The sequence below is a fragment of the Pseudoxanthomonas indica genome, assembly GCF_900167565.1.
Taxonomy (GTDB): domain Bacteria; phylum Pseudomonadota; class Gammaproteobacteria; order Xanthomonadales; family Xanthomonadaceae; genus Pseudoxanthomonas_A; species Pseudoxanthomonas_A indica.
Genome location: NZ_FUZV01000001.1, coordinates 20,709 through 37,923 on the forward strand (window position 1 = coordinate 20,709; position 17,215 = coordinate 37,923).

Below are 17,215 nucleotides of genomic sequence, written 5' to 3' on the forward strand. Positions count from 1 at the left end.
GGTGGCTAGAGATGCTTCTCCAGCCACCCCAGCACGCGCTCCTGCACATCGCGCTCGTGCTCGAACTCATGGAACCAGTGCGGTCCGCGCGGGTACACCACCATCTCCACCGGCGTGCCGGTGAACTCCAGCGCGCCATGCAGCATCTGGCCTTGCGACAAGGGCACACGCTTGTCCTGCTCGCCGTGCAGGATCAGCACGGGCGCCTTGATCTTGCCGGCGAAGCGGATTGGCGAATGACGGTCGTAGATCTCGCGCTGCGTCACCGGGCTGCCGAAGTAGCCGGGCAGGTAGTCCGGGGTGTCGGTCGTCAACGCCATGGCGCCGATATCGATCACACCTGCGCCGACAATGGCCGTCTTGAAGCGGTCCGAATGCGACGCGGCCCATGCCGACATGTAACCACCGTAGCTCCAGCCACCGATGGCCAGGCGCTGCGGATCGATGACGCCTTCGCTTTCCAGCATGTCGATGCCATCCAGGATGTCCTGGAAATCGCCGCCGCCCCAGTCATTGCGCGCCAGCTCGGTGAAAGCGGCGCCCTGCCCTTCGGATCCGCGCGGATTGGGCAGGAACACGACATAGCCCCGCGTTGACAGCAACTGGCCCCAATCGTGCCAGGAACCCTGCCAACCGGAGCACCAGGCCCATGCCGGTCCGCCGTGGATCTGCACCAGCGTGGGCAGCGGCTTGCCGGGTTTCCAGTCGGGCGGCGTCAACAGCAAGCCGCTGATCTGTCTGCCATCCTTGGACGAGGTCCAGCTCAGTTCGCGCACGGTGCCATGCTTCCACGTCGCGACCTGGGGATTGCTGTTGGTGCGTGCCTGTGTCTTGCCCTGGTGCAGGGTCCACACTTCGATCGGTTGGCTGGCTGTCATCCCGAGGTATGCAATCTGCCCGCTCGCGGCCACCGTGAAGGCCTGGTACGGAATCTGCGGTTGTGCGATTTCCTTCCACGCACCGTCGGCTGCGTTGAATCGCAGGAAGCCGCCACGCACGCCGCGTTGGCCCTCGCCAATCAAGGTGCGGTCATCCTGCCAGCGCACCAGCCACAAGGTGCCTGGCCAATCCGTACCCAGGGGCGTGATGCGACCACTCGCGATGTCGTGAATCATCGGCACGGCGGTCATGCCGTGGCTACCCAGCTGCCCGTACAACAATCGCGATCCATCGGGCGACCACTGCAGCGGGAAGGCGGACGCGCGCGCCTCCAGCACCTTCTGTTGGGTGCCGGTCTGCGGGTCCAGCAACACCACGCGCGAGCGATACCAGTAGTGATTCAAGGTGGTGCCGTCGGAGATACGCGCGGCCAGCTGCTTGCCGTCGGGTGACCAGGCCACGTCCTGCACCTGGATGCCGGGCGGCGTCAGTGCGCGCGGTTTGCCATCGGGCAGCGACTGCACCCACACACGTGCGAACTGGCGGAATTCTCCTACCTGCTTCGCATCGTCCTTGGCTTCGATCGCGGCCTTGTCCTCGGCGGTTGGAGGATCCGTGGCGAGGTAGGCCAGCTGCTTGCCGCTCGCATCAAAAGAGAAAGCCGAGACATCACCGATGGATTGCGTCAGCACGCGGGCATTGTTGCCGTCGGCATCGACCTGCCAGACCTGCTTCTTCGCCACTGCCCCGGAATCCAGTTCCTTGGGCAGGGGACGGTCCGACACGAAGTTCAGGCTGCGCCCATCCCGCGACCACCGCGGGTATTCGTCACTGGCATCCGCAGGCGCGGGCAGCGCCCGGGCCGGCTGGCTACCCTGCGTGGGCACGCGCCAGATCTGTTGCCGCGCTGGTTTGCCTTCGCGCTGGGGCGTGGCCAAGGTGTAGGCGATCCAGCGACCGTCGTGACTGATCTGCGGGTCGCTCACCGACTTCAGGCTGGCGATGGCTTCCGGCGTCGGCAGGGTCTGCGCGGACACCGCAGCGCTCGCCAGCAGCGCCAGCAGCGCCAGCAACAACGTCGTGCCCCGCCATGTCCAGCGCAGTGAATTCGTCATGCGTGTTGGTCCACCTTGGTTGAATCCAGTTGCTCGGTCATCCAGGCAGCGCCGAGGCGGATGGCGTCCTGCGCCTGTTCGGAGACGGCCATCGCTTCGATGAAGCTGTGCGGGGCGCCGGCATGGATACTTTCTCGCACGCGCACGCCTGCATCAGCAAGTCGGCGCGCCATGCTCGTGTTCTGCTCGGCGAGCACATCGCGATCTCCCCATAGCATCAAGCTGGGAGGCAGATCGTGCAGCTCCGCCCGCAGCGGCGCCGACAGGGGGCCCGCCACCCGCAGGGCATCGGGGCCGAGATACTCGTGCCAGAACTCGTCCATCTCTTCGCCACTGAGCATGTCGTCGCGTGTTCCCAGGTCCGCGCGCGCCTGTTCGGACAGCTGCGGATCCCAGGCGCCGTAGTTGAGCACCAGCGCGAACAGCCGCGACACTTCGCCGCTCTCGCGCAGCGTGAGCGCCGCTGCAACGGCCAGGTTGGCGCCAGCGGAGTCACCGCCCAGTGCAAGGCGGTGGGAATGGATTCCGCGTGAGGCGCCGTGTTCCTTCAGCCACTCAAGCACCGACGTGATCTGTTCCAGTGCCACGGGATACGGATGTTCCGGGGCCAGGCTGTAGTCGACCGCAACCACCACCAGGCCGGCGGCGTCGGCGTATTCGCGCACCAGGCGATCATGGGTGTCCACGCCGAACAGACACCAGCCGCCGCCGTGCAGGTACACCAGCGCGGGCGAATCGGGCGTTGCCGAGAGCGGCCAGTAAATACGCACGCCAAACGCAGCATGCGGGCCTTCGAATGCAATGTCCTCGGTGTGACGCATGACCGGGCCACCCTGTCGCCAGGGTGAGCGTGCTTCGGCGGCCACCAGGCGTCGTTCGGGCCAGGTGTGGGGCCGGCCCTGGCTCAAGCGTGCCGACTGTTCGCAAACGTCTTCGATGAACTGACGAATCTGCGGGTCCAAGGCCTCCAGACTTCGCGTCATGCAGACGGCTCCGACGATGCGGCGAAATCGCGCATCCAGTTCGCCACGACGTCCTCGCCACTGGCATCCAGCCCGGCCAGCAGCTGGGCGAAATCATGGCGCGCCTCGTCCTGTCCCAGCTTGAACGTGGCACGGGTTTCCAGCACCTGCGCGCGGAACGCGGTGACGCCGGTGGCCAGGCGGGCAAAGCGTTCACCCATCTCGTCCAGCGCCCAGGCCTTGGGCCGACCGTCTTCCATCTGCGTGACCAGCGCGTCCAGTTCCTCGCGGACCGGCGGCTCTGCTTCGTCCAGTTGCAGCTCAAGATCAAACATTACCGCGGCATAGTTCCAGCTCGGCGCCTGCGTGCGATCGTCGAGCCAGCTCGGCGACACATAGGCGTGCGGGCCGATGATCAAGGCTTGCGCGCGCGGGTCGCGGCGCAGGCGCGCCACGTGCGGATTGCGGCGCGCCAAGTGGCCACGCAAGGCGATGACCTGGCCGTCGGCGTCCTGTTCGGCACGTAACGGCAGCGGCGTGAAGCAGGCGTCCGGGCCGCCGGCCGACACCAGCCAGCCAAACGGTTGCGTGGCCAGCAGGCGCACGACATCGTCGTGGCTGCGCGGTGCATATCGACTATCGCGGGCGTGGCCCATCAGTGCATCTCCTTCAGTACGGTGGCCACCGACATGGCGGGCCAACGCCCTTGCCACGGGGCGGCGTGTTCGAGTTCCGCCGCCAGTTGCAGCAGCAGCGGTTCCTGGCCACGGTCGGCGGCAAACTGCACGCCAACGGGCAGGCCATCGGCCGAGCCCAGCGGCAGCGAAATCGCCGGCGTGCCGGCCAGATTCTGCAGGGGCGTGTAGCTGATCCAGCCGAACATGGCGTCCGACAGCGCATTGAACTCGCGGTCGGGCGCCAGGTGTCCCAATGGCGGCGGCGGCGCGCTCAAGGTCGGAGTCAGCAGCACGTCGTACTGCTGGTGGAAGTCCGAGAACAGCACCGGCAGCTGGGCCAGCATCCGGTAGGCTTCTTCCAGTTCGGGCACGCCGCAGTGGGTCAGATGAAATTGCGCCAGGCCATGGGTCCAGGGTTCCAGCGAAGATTGCGCGAACGCAGCGCCGCGACTCGCGGTCACTTCCTGCACGGCATCCAGACCCAGGCGTGACCAAAGCGTGTGCATGCCCCGCCACAGCCAGGGGCGTTCGAACGGATAGTCGGCCAGTTCGACGCGATGTCCCAGGGATTCGCACGTGGACGCGACGCGATTCAAAACCTGTTCGACCTGCGGATGCGGAGCCGCGCCATTCAACGAGGGCACGATCATCGCGATTTTGAGCCGGCGCAGCGTGGGCTCGGCGGCAACGGCAGCGCCCTGCCCCGGCCGTGCCGTTTCGAACGCCCACGCAACGTCGCGTACGCTGCGCGCCATCAGGCTGTCGGCGACGATCAGGTCTTCAATGGCATGGCGGTCGCGCACACGCACCGTGGTGCCGCGACCTGGCTTCAGACCGACGACGCCACACGCGGAAGCGGGAATCCGGATCGAACCGGCGCCGTCGCTGCCTTGCGCCAACGGCACGATTCCGGCCGCCAGCGCCGCACCGGCGCCGCCACTGGAACCGCCCGGACTATGGTCGAGTCTCCAGGGATTGCGCGTGACCGGGCCCAGCAGCGGCTCGGTGGATCCAATCAGGCCAAACTCGGGCATCGCGCTCTTGCCGATCGCAACCAGTCCCGCGTGGTCAAAGCATTCGACGAACGGCGAACTGCTGGTCGCAGGCGTCCCCGTGCGCGAGCGGGAGCCGCCACGTGTGGGCATGCCGGCGTACTGCAGGGAATCCTTCGGTAGCCAGGGCACGCCTGCCATCGGTGCCGCCCTCTGCACTGCCTGCGCACGTGTCATGGCGCCGGCGAAGTCGGCGTGACTCAATGCGCCGAGTGACTGGAAGTGCTCGGCGCGAGTAATCGCCGCCGCCGTCAGTTCCGCAGGTGACAGCTTTCCATCACGCACCAACGCTGCCTGGTCGTGCGCGTCCAGCCGTCCAATCTCGAGCGCCTGCCGCAATGGGAACGTCTCACTGCTCATGCGCCACTCCCGCCAGACGGCGTGCGCGACGCTGGCCGTACGCCAGATACAGCACGAAGCCGACCACCACGTACACCGCCAGGATCGAAGCTGGCAACACATCACCTCGGCGCACCTGCGCCAGCATGTCGCCCAGCACCGGCGCCATCATGGTCAGACACATGACGATGCCCAGCACCGGCACCACGCCAATCCAGGCGCGACCGATCCAGACCCCACCCAAGGGAACGCGGAAGCCACCTTTCAACTCCGGCCGCGTCGAGCGCAGCCACATCACCGCCAGGCAGACCACGATGAAGGCCGAGGCGATGCCCAGGCAGATCAGATCGCCAAGGATGCCGATTGGCAACAGCGCCGCCAGCGCCGCGCTGACCGTGCCGAACACCACGTTGGCCCACCACGGTGTGCGCAAGCGCGGATGCACGCGGGTAAACAGCGAAGGCAACAAGCCGTCCTGGGCAATGCTCAGGCTGATGCGGGAGATGCCATACGCATTGGCCAACAACACCGAACCCAGTCCAGTCAGCGCGCCAATCTTGATGATGATGGCAAAGCCCGGCCAGCCGATGCGGTCCACCGCCAGCGCCACCGGGTCCGGCACGCCCAGTTCGCGGAACGGCACCAGCCCGGTCAGTACCGCACCGGCGGCGATGTAGAGCAAGGTGCACACGACCAGCGAACCAAGAATGCCCAGCGGTACATCGCGGCGCGGCTGGCGGGCTTCGGCAGCTGCCATCGACACCGTTTCAAAGCCCAGGTATGCGAAGAACAACAACGCCGCAGCGCGCATGATGCCCGGCCATCCAAACGCGAAGCCGCCTTCGTTCGGCGGGATGAAAGGCTGCCAGTTCTGCGTGTCGATGAAGCGCGAGCCGACCACCACGAACGCAATCAGCACCGCGACTTTGATAAGCACCAGCACCAGGTTTGCGAACGCTGAGCGACCCACGCCGGCGATCTGGATCACCGCCGCGGCTGCAACGGCCAATGCCGCCAGCAGATTGATGCCGCCACTGAATGCCAGCAAGGTGTGTCCGCCCTGTTGCGTGGCGGTCACCGTGGATGTTGCCCACATCGCGGGTACCGACACCTGCAAATCCCCGAGCAGGCTGACCAGGTACCCGGAAAAGCCGGCCGCCACGGCGGCGGCGGCCAGCAGGTATTCCAGGATCACCATCCACGCCAGCGCCCAGGCCGCGCCCTCGCCCAGCGTCACGTAGCAGTACGTGTACGCCGAACCAGGCACCGGGATCGAGGACGACAGCTCGGCGTAGCACAGCCCGGTGAATGCGCACGCCATGGCCGCCAGCACGAACGCCACGATCACCGCCGGGCCGGCGAAGCTGGCCGCGGCCGTACCGGTCACCACGTAAATGCCGGCGCCCAGGATGTTGGCAATGCCAAGCACCATGAGGCTGCCGGCCCCCAGGCGACGCTGGAGGCCGGCCCGATCTGCATCGGCGATCGCGGCCTCCAGTGGTTTGCGACGGAGCGCCAGTTGCCAGCGCCCCACATGTTGCGTGGTCGATGCCATCGGGTCAGTAGCGCCAGTTCACGGTGACGCCAAAGGTACGCGGACGCACCAGGCCTTCGCCAATCCCATTCATTTCCGACACGGTGCGGGTGATGCCGCGCTGATCGAACAGGTTGGCGCCAAACAGGGTGACATCGGTCGAACCGAAGGTCATGCGGTAGCGCATGTCGATCAGGTTGTAGTTGCCCTGCTCGTTCGGCGTCACGCCGGGCACGGTCGAGTTCAGGTCACTGATGCCGCTGCCCACGTACTGGTGCGCCAGCGTCAACGTGGGCTGGAACTGCGCGTCGAAGCGGTAGCTGAGCAGGTTGCTGACCGTCCAGTCCGCCGAACCCGGCAACTGCGCACCGGCCGGCGCGGTGCCCACGTACAGGATGGGCAGATCCTGATCCAGGCGGGCGTGCTGCCAGGTGGCGCTCATCTGCCACGTAAACGCGTCGACCGGCGTCCAGGTGCTGGAGAACTCGATGCCGCGGCTGTAGGCCTTGCCGCCGTTGGCGGCGTAGTTGAAGAAATCCGGCGTCTGCAGGCGCAACTGGATGTCCTTCCAGTCGACGTAGAACAAGGTCGCATCCAGCAGCAGGCGACCGCCGGCCAGCGTGGTGCGGCTACCGAGTTCGTAGTTGACCAGGCTGTCGCTGCTGGAACCCGACGGCACCGGATAGGCACTCAAGCCCGCGGTGTTGGGTTCGCCAAAGCGGAAGCCTTCGGACACCAGACCATAGAACAACGTGTCCGCGGTGGGGTGCCAGGTCAGCGAAATCTTCGGGTTGAAACCGTCTTCCTTGGTCTGCGACGGGGTGACGATAGGCGCGCCCGGATAGGTCGAAAAGCCCACCTGCGTGGAGATGGTCTCGACCTTGTTGCGGAATAAGCGGCCACCGACGGTCAACTTCCACTGTTCATCGAAATGGTAGCTGGCCTCGCCGAACAACGCGGCTTCGGAGCCATCGATATGGTTGTAGAACGCGTTGAACACCTCACCGTTCGGGGCAATGATCGCGCCGCTGCCCGGGCCAAAGAACGGCGACTGATCAAAGGCGGCCGCGGCACCCTGCGCGCCAATCTGCTCGTACAGGTCCTTGTCCGAGTCGAAGTACATCGCGCCGATCAGCCACTCGAAACTGCCACCGGGCTTGGATGCCAGCCGTACTTCCAGGCTGTTGCCCTCGCTCTCGCCGCCGGAGCCGATGTACAGCGGTGCGGTGAGGTTCAAGCCGAGATCGGCGTTGTACGCACCACGCAGCGGACTGAAATCGAACACCCAGTCCTGCTTCTTTTTCTGATGTGCGTAAAGAGCCACCAGATCGCCGAAGCCCACGTCCTGATCCCAGCGCAGGCTGTGCACGGCCACCTTGGTCTTGGTGAATTCCGGCAACTCGGTCTTGCGTTCGAATTCGCCCAAACCCTGGATGCGATAGCTGTTGTCATCGTTGTCGATGTTCTGCAACAGGCTCAACCAGGTCAGCGTGGTGCCTTCGTTGGGCGTCAGCACCATCGACAGGCGACCGCCGTCGACCTGGGTGGTGTTGGCGCCGCGGTCATGCGTGCCGATGTTGTCGAGATACCCCGGGTCTTCGCGGTACTGGGCGACCGCGCGGATGGCGAACAGATCCTCTTTGACCGGCACGTTGACCATCGCCTTGGCCGCGTAGCCGGTGTTGGCGTTCTTGGTCTGGCTGACGGTGGCTTCCACCGCCGCGTCGAACCCGCTGGTATCGGCCACATTGGCCACATAGTTGATGGCGCCACCCATCGACGCCGAGCCCCACAGCGTGCCTTGCGGGCCTCGATAGACCTCGACGCGGTTGAGATCGAAGGCATCGATGTCGGGAATGGCGATGGTCCAACCCGGCTCGGTCAACGGCACTTCGTTGATGAAATAGCCCGTAGTGGGCTGGCCCTGCACGTTGCCCGAGCTGGTCGCGATACCGCGCACCACCACATGGGAAACGCCCGGCTGGTAGCTGTTGAACACCACGCCCGGCGTGCGCTGGACGTAGTCGGCCAGGGATTGGGCGCCCATATCCTGCAGTTGCTGGTTGGTGACCGCGGAGACGGAGCCGGAAATCTCGCGGACCGACTCATTGAGCTTGCCGGCCTTGACCACGATCTTGTCCAACGTCGTGGCCTCGGGGCCTTGCGGTGCCTGTCCGGCATCGGCCTGCTGGGCCAGTGCCGGTGCCGCCATGAAGACCAGACTGCAACAGCCCAGGCGAATTGCCTGCGATAGCTTGCTTACGCGGATTTGCGATGCCATGACTCGTTCCCCGTGGTGATGTGATGGGCTGCAGGCGCCTCCCGCGCACTGCGCTGGCCCCAAGTGAATGGCATATACAGGCGTACGTCCAGCAGGTTCCGCGGGTCCGGCCAATGTCATAGACTATTGATTCAAAAGGCCATATTCGGGTGTCTTCAGAATATTGCAGTTTTATTCGATGTGAATTCCGCAGAATCTGCTGTTGATGTCCATCAACTGTGCAGAAACTGCGGTCACCACAGCAGCCGACCGGAGGAACCGCATGGCCCACAAGGCCCCTGACCGCACCGACATGAAGATTCTCGACGTGCTCCAACAGGATGCACGCATCACCAACCAGGCCTTGGCCGAGCGAGTGGCGCTTTCGCCCAGCGCCTGCCTGGCGCGCGTTCGCGCGCTGGAAACGCGCGGCCTGATCCGCGCCTATCGGGCCCACGTGGCGGTGGACAGGATTCGGTCGGTGACGATCGTGTTGGCGCAAGTGAGCTTCAAGCAGCATGCGCTGGAAGAATTCACCGAGTTCGATCGGCGCATCCTGCGCATGCCCGAAGTGGTGGAGGCCTGCCGCGTTTCCGGCGCTTACGATTACCTGTTACGGGTCATCGTCAACGATGTGCACCACTGGAAGGACATCGCCCGCCTGCTGTTGGGAGGCGACTACGGGGTCGAGAAAATCGTCTCGCACTTCCTGATGGACGAGGTCAAACCGTTCACTGGCTATCCGCTGACTTCTTCGTAGCCTTCCGCGTTCGCGCTCGGTCACGCGTTAATCGACTAACGCGAATCTATGCGCGTGCACTGCATTAGTTATGCAACCTAACCTATTGATATTCGTATAATAATGTTTCGCCTTGCGGCCAGGGAATGTCTCGGCCCCTTTCTTTCCGCCGATGTCCGCTTATGCCCCCATCGCGACCAGCATCCGCAGAACAGGCTGCGCCGTCAGTCCGAAAATCCCCGCCCCTGTCACACACAGGGAATATTCGCGGGCTATAGTCCAATCCATGGACACCTTGGCTGAAATCCGGGTTGCCCTGGACGCTGCCAGTCAGCGCATCGACAGCGGTCAGGTTCGCCCCGACACCCGTCGTTTTCTCGACGAATTGTGGGCGCATGTCTACGACACCGCACCTGTCGACCTGCAGCCCTACGTGTGGTCACGCCTGGCCGATTTTGGCGACCTGCTCGGCATGCCGGTGACCCAGCAAGCCACTCAACGCCTGCCGCCTTCGAGCCATTACCGGCTCTGACACGTCCGCCAAGGGCGCCGACGGATTCGGACCCATTGATTGAAGTCAATGCCGCACTTTGCCGGCACACTAGGCTGTGCGCATTCCACAAGGAGAGCCACAGCAATGCATCCGATCCTTCGCGAGATCCTGCTTGAACCCGTAGGTTGGTTGGCTATCGGCGGCAGCCTGGTGATGTTTGGACTGGGCCTTGCGCTGGCGATCTACCTGCGCCGACGCATGAAGGAAGAAGAGCGCCGCCGCAGCAGCTGAGTCAGGCCAGGCGACCACTTAGCTGCATGCCTGCAACAACGCCGCGAAAACCGCGGCGTTGTTGTTTCTGCACGTCACTGCCGACTTCGCGGCGGTGGTTGCAGCCTGCAGTCGTCGTCACCCCTGCGGTACACCGGTCATGTCAGGCAGGTGGTGGGCCACACCCTTGTGACAGTCGATGCAGGTCTTCTTCTGCGGACCCAGCCAGAGCTTGTGTATCTGGGCCGCGCGCGAACCTTGGCGGGTCAGGTCCATCGAGGTGTAGTCGTGGCAATTGCGGCATTCCAGCGAGTCGTTCGCCTTGAGGCGATCCCACTCATGCATGGCCAGTTCCAGGCGGTGATCGAGGAACTTCTCGCGCGTATCGATGGTGCCGAAAATCTTGCCCCACACTTCCTTTGACGCCTGCATCTTGCGCGCGATCTTGTCGGTCCAGTTGTGCGGCACATGGCAATCCGGGCAGGTGGCGCGCACGCCGGAGCGATTGGTGTAGTGGATGGTGGTCTTGAGTTCCTGAAACACGTTGTCACGCATCTCATGGCAACTGGTGCAGAACTTTTCCGTGTTGGTCGCTTCCAGCGCGGTATTGAATCCACCCCAAAACATGATTCCGGTAACGAATCCGGCCACCGTCAGGAACCCGAGGCTGTAGTGCCGACTGGGCCGTCGCAGGGTGCCCCACAGCGCCAACAGGCGCGTCTTGATGGTCTGCCACATGGCCTAGGGACTCCCCTGCTTGTCTTCGGCGATCACCGTGTCGATATCGCGGAAACCGTTGGCCACCAGCGGTCGGGCGTCGGTCTGTACGACGTGGCATTGGTTGCAGAAGTAGCGTCGTGACGAGATCGTCGCCAGGAACTGATCATCGCGATCCATGTAATGCGTCACGCTGACAGGCGGGGCCTGGAAGGTGGCTGCATTGGCGCGCGAATGGCACAACAGGCAGCGGTTGCTGTTCTTGTCGACCTGATAGTTGTCTATGGCATGCGGGATCGTGGGCGGTTGCATGGGATAGGCGCGCACCCGCTTGATATCCGCGTTCTCCACATGGGCCATGGGCGGCGGCGGGGCCTCCTGATCAATCGGCACGCCGCGACGCAGGGCGTCAATCTGCTGCCCGGCCGGCGGGGCATCGGCAGGGACAGGCGCCACCTGGGCCACGTCCGGACCTTTGTCCGCATGCGAACTGGATGCTCCAAATTTCCAACCCGCATAAAACAGCAGCAAGGCCAACAGGACGCTCAAGGCCGTAGCAATGATGAGGTACTTGTTGCGCATGATCGTTCTCCTAGACAGCCAGCACCTTGACGGCGCACTTCTTGTAATCGGTCTGCTTGGAGATCGGGTCGGTGGCGTCCAGCGTGACCTTGTTGATCAATTGCCCAGCATCGAACCAGGGCACAAACACCACCCCCTTGGGCATGCGGTTGCGGCCGCGCGTTTCCACCCGGGACAGCATCTCGCCGCGCCGCGATACCACCTTGACTTCATCGCCACGTTTGAGGCCACGGTCCTTGGCGTCATCCGGGTTCATGAAAACAACCGCGGCGGGAAAGCTGCGATACAACTCCGGCACCCGCATGGTCATGGATCCGGAGTGCCAGTGTTCCAGCACACGGCCGGTGACCAGCCACATGTTGTAATCATCGTCAGGCGATTCCGCCGGTGGCTCGTAAGGCAAGGCCCAGATGACGGCGCGACCGTCCTTGTTGCCATAGAACTCGAAACCCGCGCCTTCCTTGACGTAGGGATCGGCGCCTTCACGGTACCGCCAGAGCGTCTCCTTGCCTTTGACCACGGGCCAGCGCAGTCCGCGCGCCCGGTGATAGTCGTCGAACGGCGCCAGGTCATGGCCATGACCGCGCCCGAACGCCGCATATTCCTCGAACAACCCCTTCTGCACGTAGAACCCGAACGCCGTCGACTCGTCGTTGGCGTAGCCGGTTTCGATATCGCTGATCGGGAACTTCTCGACATTGCCATTGCGGAACAGCACGTCGAACAGCGTCTTGCCCTTGAATTCGGGATGCGCCGCCAGGGTTTCAGCGGTCCAACACTCGTCGGTGGTGAAGCGCTTGGAAAACTCCATCAATTGCCACAAGTCGGAACGCGCCTGCCCGGGCGCCGTCACCAGCTGGTGCCAGAACTGCGTGCGACGCTCCGCATTGCCATAAGCGCCCTCCTTCTCCACCCACATGGCGGCGGGCAGGATCAGGTCTGCCGCTTGCGCGGTCACGGTGGGATACGCATCCGAGACGACAATGAAGTTTTCCGGATTGCGATAGCCCGGCCAGGTTTCTTCACGCAGGTTGGCGGCGGCCTGCATATTGTTGTTGACCATCACCCAATACGCATTGAGCTTGCCGTCCTTCAAGGCGCGGTTCTGCTCCACGGCGTGATAACCCGGCTTGGGCTGGATGGTGCCCTCCGGCACCTTCCAGATCTCCTCGGCATGCTTGCGATGCTCCGGATTGGTGACCACCATGTCGGCCGGAAGCCGGTGACTGAACGTGCCCACCTCGCGCGCCGTTCCGCAGGCCGAAGGCTGGCCGGTGAGCGAGAACGGACTGTTGCCCGGCGTGGCAATCTTTCCGGTCAGCAGGTGGATGTTGTAGACCATGTTGTTGGCCCACACACCCCGCGTGTGCTGGTTGAAGCCCATGGTCCAGAACGACATCACCTTGATCTTGGGGTCGGCGTAGAGCTCGGCCAGCTGCTGCAGCCATCCGCGCTCCACCCCGGTCATCTCGACCGCCTTGTCCAGCGTGTAGGGCGCGACGAAGCTGGCAAAATCATCAAACGTGATGGGCTGCCCGCCGCCGGCGTCCTTCGCGTTCTTGGCCTTGACCTCGAGCGGGTTGTCGGGCCTGAGCCCATAGCCGATATCGTCATTGCCGCGCTTGAACGTGGTGTGCTTGTCGACAAAATCCTTGTTGACCTTGCCCGACTTGATGATGTGGTTGGCGATGTAGTTGAGGATGACCAGGTCGGTCTGCGGCTTGAACACCATGGGGATATCGGCGAGCTCGAAGCTGCGATGCTCGAAGGTCGACAGCACCGCCACCTTGACGTGCGGATGCGCCAGCCTGCGATCGGTCACGCGCGTCCACAGGATCGGATGCATCTCGGCCATGTTCGAGCCCCACAGGACGAAGGCGTCCGCGGCTTCGATGTCGTCATAGCAGCCCATCGGCTCATCCATGCCGAAGGTGCGCATGAAGCCCATCACCGCCGACGCCATGCAGTGGCGCGCATTGGGATCGATGTGGTTGCTGCGGAATCCGGCCTTCATCAGTTTGTTGGCGGCATAGCCTTCGAAAATCGTCCACTGGCCCGAGCCGAACATGCCCACGGCGCCAGGGCCCTTGGTCTTCAAGACCTGCTTGAACTGGGTCGCCATGACGTCGAATGCTTCGTCCCAGCTGACCTGGGTGAAGTCTCCGTCCTTGGCATAGACCCCGTTCTTCTTGCGCAGCAATGGCATGGTCAACCGATCCTCGCCGTACAGGATCTTGGAAAGGAAATAGCCTTTGACGCAGTTGATTCCGCGGTTGACTTCGGCGTGGACGTCGCCATGGGTAGCCACCACCCTGCCCTGCTTGACCGCCACGTTGACACCGCACCCGGTGCCGCAATAACGGCACGGCGCCTTGTCCCATTTCAGGCTCGTGAGATCGCCTTCGGTCACCAGATTGCTGCCCTGGCCGGTCAATGGCATGCCTGCGGCGGCGGCCGCCGTCGTCAGGGCGCTGTTGCGTATGAACTCGCGGCGCGTGCTCATGGTTGGACTCCCTTATCCTTCTTGCGCCGACAGCGGAAGCTCGAGAGCCTGACGCGGTTCGGCATGGTGGTAGACGAGCAATACGTTCAAGGCGCCGGGCACGGCGCGCAGTTGTTCAATACGGTCCATGACCAGATAGCGATCCTCGGATTCACAGATCACGACACTGCGCGTGTCGCCTGCCAGCCCAAGTTCAAGGTCGGGACACTCGGCGATCATGGCCGCCAGTGCCGGGCCGGCTTCCTGGCGGTGTTGGACCACGAAGCTGGCAATGTGGACTTCGTTCGCAGTGGCCTGCGCGGTTGGCGGGGCTTGGCTCATGCAGGCTCCAGGGGTGAGGGTTGCATGACGATGGCCTGGGCGGGACAGACGCCCACGCAGTCGCTGCATCCATCGCACAGGTCTGCTACGACGTGGATGGCGGCGCGCTCGCGGATCGGAATGAGGATGGCCCGATGGGGACAGGCGTCGGCGCAGCTGGCGCACACGACACCCTGGGCATTGAGGCAACGCAAAGCGGCAATCTCCGCCAGCCAGCGAGTGGTCGCGTCATCGCGCGAAGCGGCTGCGGATTGGTTCTGCACCATGGAGCGCGGCGCATCAGCGCCCGCGCCGAACAGCAGACTACGCCGCGACAACCGTGTGGTGGAGGACATGCTTCAGTGTCCCGCCGGCGGACCCGCGAACATCTGGTAGAACCAGACCAGGAATCCGTATCCGGCCACAATCAGGATGGCCATCAGCGGGAAGACCACGAAGGTCAACAACAGGAAGGCGATACGCTCCTGCGCTTTGCTTGACCCCACGTGCGGTGAGGGATGCTCCATACGTCCACCTTGGCAGTTCTCAGCTGGGTGACCAGGTCGCGAATCAGGCTAGCACTTGTTGCTCGGTTGGAAGTGTACGACGTATGCAATCTTAGTTCGAATCGTCGGAAGCTGGACAGCCTGCCGTCTGAAGCAGCGCCTTCCACTCCTCGGGTGTATTGCACCCTCGCAGCTCTTCCTGCCAATGGGAACCTTCAAGCAGGTTGCCACCCAGTTCCCGCTGCAGCGTACGCAGGGAACGTTGCACCTCGGGCAACAGGCTCAGGCGCGCCAGCACGGCACGTACGGGAGTGGCCAGCTCCAGCCGCATAGGGAGTGGATGGAACTCGAAGGCCGCGCAGGCGCCCGGCGCACCCGCCAGCTGTTGCAGTAGTTCGTTTGAAAGCAAAGGCATGTCCACCGGCACGATCACCAGGACGCCATCGTCCAGTCGCGGTGCCAATTGGGCCAATGCAGACAGCGGGCCTTGGCCGCGCTGCTCGTCAGGCATCTCGTCTTCCCTACCGCTGCGGCCGCTCACCACCACGCGCGCGGCACCGGCCGAAAGCAACCGCGAACGCGCCTGGTCCAGCAGTGTTCGCGCGCCCCACGGCAGCAGCGCCTTGTCGCTGCCCATGCGGGAAGACTGGCCACCTGCCAGCACGATGCCTGTCCAGGGTGGGGAAACGGCGGTTGTCACAATGGGGTCCCCTGGCGGCGCAGGTAGCGCCACCGCCTTTTCCCGCGAGGCAATCAGCCTACCAGAGCGGGACAGGCATTCGCGGAAGGGTGGCCTGGGAAGGGCATTGACGGCCATGTGAATTGATTCAAGTCAAAGACAAGCCTGGACCTGCTCCCTACCCTGCCGCCATGGCCGCATTGACTTCCCTGTTTGATCCGGATTTGCTTCGTCGCTACGACAAGCCGGGCCCGCGCTATACGTCGTATCCGACGGCACCCCAGTTTTCGCCACAGTTTGGCGAGGCGGAGTTCCGCCAGGCGGCCTCGGAAACCAACGACGACCCGATCCCCCGCCCGCTTTCGGTGTATGTGCATGTGCCGTTCTGTCGCAGCCCCTGCTTCTACTGCGGCTGCAATCGGATCATCACCCGCGAGAAGGCCCGTGGCGACGCCTATCTGACCCGTCTGTACCGTGAAGTTGCGATGGTGTCGCAGTTGTTCGATCGAGACCGCGAAGTGCATCAGCTGCACCTGGGCGGAGGTACGCCCAACTTCCTCGACGCAGAACAGATTGCCGAAGTGGTGGACGTGACCCGCCGCCATTTCAACCTGGCGCGGGCCGATCAACTGGATTGTTCCATCGAGCTGGACCCGCGCTTCATCAACCCGGACGCGGTAGCCGTGCTGGCGCGGTCAGGATTCAACCGGGCCAGCTTGGGCGTACAGGATTTCGATCCGCTGGTGCAGCAAGCCGTCAACCGGATCCAGAGTGTCGAGGAAACCCTGGCCATCATCGATGCGTGCCGCGCCCATGGCATGCGCTCGGTCAACGTGGACCTGATCTACGGCCTGCCCAAGCAGAATCTGGCAGGCTTTTCGCGCACGCTCGACATCACCTTGCGTGCGCGCCCGGATCGGCTGGCCATTTACAGCTACGCGCACATGCCCAATCTGTTCCGACCGCAGCAGCGCATCCATGCCGAGGATCTGCCCAGCCCGGAACAGAAGCTGGAACTGCTGCACTGCGCCATCGAGCGGCTGGGAGAAGCCGGCTACGTCTACATTGGCATGGACCATTTCGCCCTGCCCAGCGACGATCTGGCGATCGCCCAGGTCAATGGCGGACTCCACCGCAACTTCATGGGATACACCACCCATGCGGAAAGCGACCTGGTGGGTTTGGGTGTGAGCGCCATCAGCCATGTCGGTGCCAGCTTCAGCCAGAACCCGCGCGACATCGACAACTGGGAAGAGTGGATCGACAGTGGTCGTCTGCCCGTGTGGCGTGGCATGCGCATGGACGAGGATGACGTGCTGCGCGCCGATGTCATCCAGCAACTGATGTGCCATGGCAGCATCGATCGCGAGCGCATCGAGCGCCGACACCTGATCGATTTCAACCAGTACTTTGCCGAAGCCCTGGTGCGCTTGCTGCCGTTGCAGGCGGACGGCCTGGTCGAAGTGGGGCCCAGGACCATTGTCGCCACCTCGCGCGGCAGGATGTTGTTGCGTATCATCGCCATGGCATTCGACCGATATCTCCCCACCGCCAATGACGGCGCGGCCACGCGTTTCTCGCGCACCGTCTGATTCCCTTGCCCATTGC

At 63.8% G+C, this 17,215-nt stretch carries 17 protein-coding genes; 4 read left to right on the forward strand and 13 right to left on the reverse strand.

Annotation, left to right across the window (positions count from 1 at the left end):
- Positions 1-5: 5 nt before the first annotated feature.
- The 6 genes from B5X78_RS00110 to B5X78_RS00135 are packed head-to-tail and all read right to left on the reverse strand — an operon-like array spanning position 6 to position 8,839.
- Entirely contained in the window at positions 6-1,994 is a 1,989-nt protein-coding gene (locus B5X78_RS00110; RefSeq protein ID WP_079722478.1) for an alpha/beta hydrolase family protein, read from the reverse strand.
- On the reverse strand, positions 1,991-2,977 hold the full coding sequence (locus B5X78_RS00115) for an alpha/beta hydrolase (RefSeq protein WP_079722479.1): 987 nt from the start codon (positions 2,975-2,977) through the stop codon (positions 1,991-1,993). Before B5X78_RS00115 ends, B5X78_RS00110 begins: the two co-directional genes overlap by 4 nt.
- Positions 2,974-3,612 carry an FMN-binding negative transcriptional regulator gene (locus tag B5X78_RS00120; protein ID WP_079722480.1) on the reverse strand — a complete coding sequence of 213 codons (639 nt, stop codon included), beginning with the start codon at positions 3,610-3,612 and terminating at the stop codon, positions 2,974-2,976. Before B5X78_RS00120 ends, B5X78_RS00115 begins: the two co-directional genes overlap by 4 nt.
- On the reverse strand, positions 3,612-5,045 hold the full coding sequence (locus B5X78_RS00125) for an amidase family protein (RefSeq protein WP_176140741.1): 1,434 nt from the start codon (positions 5,043-5,045) through the stop codon (positions 3,612-3,614). The genes B5X78_RS00120 and B5X78_RS00125 overlap by 1 nt, the downstream gene beginning before the upstream one ends.
- Positions 5,035-6,579, reverse strand: coding sequence for an amino acid permease (locus B5X78_RS00130; RefSeq protein ID WP_079722482.1), 1,545 nt, complete (start codon positions 6,577-6,579; stop codon positions 5,035-5,037). The genes B5X78_RS00125 and B5X78_RS00130 overlap by 11 nt, the downstream gene beginning before the upstream one ends.
- A 4-nt stretch (positions 6,580-6,583) precedes the next feature.
- Positions 6,584-8,839, reverse strand: coding sequence for a TonB-dependent receptor (locus B5X78_RS00135; protein WP_176140742.1), 2,256 nt, complete (start codon positions 8,837-8,839; stop codon positions 6,584-6,586).
- A gap of 262 nt (positions 8,840-9,101) precedes the next feature.
- Between B5X78_RS00135 and B5X78_RS00140 the strand changes: the two genes are divergently transcribed.
- From B5X78_RS00140 to B5X78_RS18295, 3 genes are all read left to right on the forward strand, one after another.
- Positions 9,102-9,578, forward strand: coding sequence for an Lrp/AsnC family transcriptional regulator (locus B5X78_RS00140; RefSeq protein WP_079722484.1), 477 nt, complete (start codon positions 9,102-9,104; stop codon positions 9,576-9,578).
- Between the two features lie 265 nt (positions 9,579-9,843).
- Entirely contained in the window at positions 9,844-10,089 is a 246-nt protein-coding gene (locus B5X78_RS00145) for a hypothetical protein (protein ID WP_079722485.1), read from the forward strand.
- Between the two features lie 105 nt (positions 10,090-10,194).
- A complete protein-coding gene (locus B5X78_RS18295; RefSeq protein WP_139381331.1) occupies positions 10,195-10,341 on the forward strand; it encodes a DUF3149 domain-containing protein in 147 nt (48 codons plus the stop codon).
- A 117-nt stretch (positions 10,342-10,458) separates the two neighbouring features.
- On the opposite strand, the gene B5X78_RS00150 is transcribed toward B5X78_RS18295, so the two are convergent.
- The 7 genes from B5X78_RS00150 to mobA form a co-directional block, all read right to left on the reverse strand.
- Complete coding sequence (locus tag B5X78_RS00150) at positions 10,459-11,058, reverse strand: NapC/NirT family cytochrome c (protein WP_079722486.1); 600 nt, start codon at positions 11,056-11,058, stop codon at positions 10,459-10,461.
- Positions 11,059-11,061: 3 nt separating this feature from the next.
- Positions 11,062-11,619, reverse strand: a complete 558-nt coding sequence (locus tag B5X78_RS00155; RefSeq protein ID WP_079722487.1) for a nitrate reductase cytochrome c-type subunit — start codon at positions 11,617-11,619, stop codon at positions 11,062-11,064.
- A 10-nt stretch (positions 11,620-11,629) separates the two neighbouring features.
- On the reverse strand, positions 11,630-14,122 hold the full coding sequence (napA, locus tag B5X78_RS00160) for a periplasmic nitrate reductase subunit alpha (RefSeq protein WP_079722488.1): 2,493 nt from the start codon (positions 14,120-14,122) through the stop codon (positions 11,630-11,632).
- Positions 14,123-14,134: 12 nt separating this feature from the next.
- Positions 14,135-14,443 carry a chaperone NapD gene (locus tag B5X78_RS00165; protein ID WP_079722489.1) on the reverse strand — a complete coding sequence of 103 codons (309 nt, stop codon included), beginning with the start codon at positions 14,441-14,443 and terminating at the stop codon, positions 14,135-14,137.
- Positions 14,440-14,778 (reverse strand): 4Fe-4S dicluster domain-containing protein, encoded by a 339-nt coding sequence (locus tag B5X78_RS00170; protein WP_079722490.1) that lies wholly within the window; start codon positions 14,776-14,778, stop codon positions 14,440-14,442. Before B5X78_RS00170 ends, B5X78_RS00165 begins: the two co-directional genes overlap by 4 nt.
- 3 nt (positions 14,779-14,781) lie before the next feature.
- Complete coding sequence (locus B5X78_RS00175; protein WP_079722491.1) at positions 14,782-14,949, reverse strand: periplasmic nitrate reductase, NapE protein; 168 nt, start codon at positions 14,947-14,949, stop codon at positions 14,782-14,784.
- 91 nt (positions 14,950-15,040) lie between these two features.
- Complete coding sequence (gene mobA, locus B5X78_RS00180) at positions 15,041-15,745, reverse strand: molybdenum cofactor guanylyltransferase (protein WP_079722492.1); 705 nt, start codon at positions 15,743-15,745, stop codon at positions 15,041-15,043.
- A 53-nt stretch (positions 15,746-15,798) separates the two neighbouring features.
- Between mobA and hemN the strand changes: the two genes are divergently transcribed.
- Entirely contained in the window at positions 15,799-17,199 is a 1,401-nt protein-coding gene (gene hemN / locus B5X78_RS00185) for an oxygen-independent coproporphyrinogen III oxidase (protein WP_079722493.1), read from the forward strand.
- Positions 17,200-17,215: the final 16 nt, after the last annotated feature.

Coding starts and splice junctions, on each gene's coding strand:
- B5X78_RS00135 (WP_176140742.1), bottom strand. CDS start 8,839: ATGGCATCGCAAATCCGCGTAAGCAAGCTATCGCAGGCAATTCGCCTG.
- B5X78_RS00110 (WP_079722478.1), bottom strand. CDS start 1,994: ATGACGAATTCACTGCGCTGGACATGGCGGGGCACGACGTTGTTGCTG.
- mobA (WP_079722492.1), bottom strand. CDS start 15,745: ATGGCCGTCAATGCCCTTCCCAGGCCACCCTTCCGCGAATGCCTGTCC.
- B5X78_RS00150 (WP_079722486.1), bottom strand. CDS start 11,058: ATGTGGCAGACCATCAAGACGCGCCTGTTGGCGCTGTGGGGCACCCTG.
- napA (WP_079722488.1), bottom strand. CDS start 14,122: ATGAGCACGCGCCGCGAGTTCATACGCAACAGCGCCCTGACGACGGCG.
- B5X78_RS00155 (WP_079722487.1), bottom strand. CDS start 11,619: ATGCGCAACAAGTACCTCATCATTGCTACGGCCTTGAGCGTCCTGTTG.
- B5X78_RS00120 (WP_079722480.1), bottom strand. CDS start 3,612: ATGGGCCACGCCCGCGATAGTCGATATGCACCGCGCAGCCACGACGAT.
- B5X78_RS00130 (WP_079722482.1), bottom strand. CDS start 6,579: ATGGCATCGACCACGCAACATGTGGGGCGCTGGCAACTGGCGCTCCGT.
- B5X78_RS00175 (WP_079722491.1), bottom strand. CDS start 14,949: ATGGAGCATCCCTCACCGCACGTGGGGTCAAGCAAAGCGCAGGAGCGT.
- B5X78_RS00145 (WP_079722485.1), top strand. CDS start 9,844: ATGGACACCTTGGCTGAAATCCGGGTTGCCCTGGACGCTGCCAGTCAG.
- B5X78_RS00140 (WP_079722484.1), top strand. CDS start 9,102: ATGGCCCACAAGGCCCCTGACCGCACCGACATGAAGATTCTCGACGTG.
- B5X78_RS00170 (WP_079722490.1), bottom strand. CDS start 14,778: ATGTCCTCCACCACACGGTTGTCGCGGCGTAGTCTGCTGTTCGGCGCG.
- B5X78_RS00125 (WP_176140741.1), bottom strand. CDS start 5,045: ATGAGCAGTGAGACGTTCCCATTGCGGCAGGCGCTCGAGATTGGACGG.
- hemN (WP_079722493.1), top strand. CDS start 15,799: ATGGCCGCATTGACTTCCCTGTTTGATCCGGATTTGCTTCGTCGCTAC.
- B5X78_RS00115 (WP_079722479.1), bottom strand. CDS start 2,977: ATGACGCGAAGTCTGGAGGCCTTGGACCCGCAGATTCGTCAGTTCATC.
- B5X78_RS00165 (WP_079722489.1), bottom strand. CDS start 14,443: ATGAGCCAAGCCCCGCCAACCGCGCAGGCCACTGCGAACGAAGTCCAC.
- B5X78_RS18295 (WP_139381331.1), top strand. CDS start 10,195: ATGCATCCGATCCTTCGCGAGATCCTGCTTGAACCCGTAGGTTGGTTG.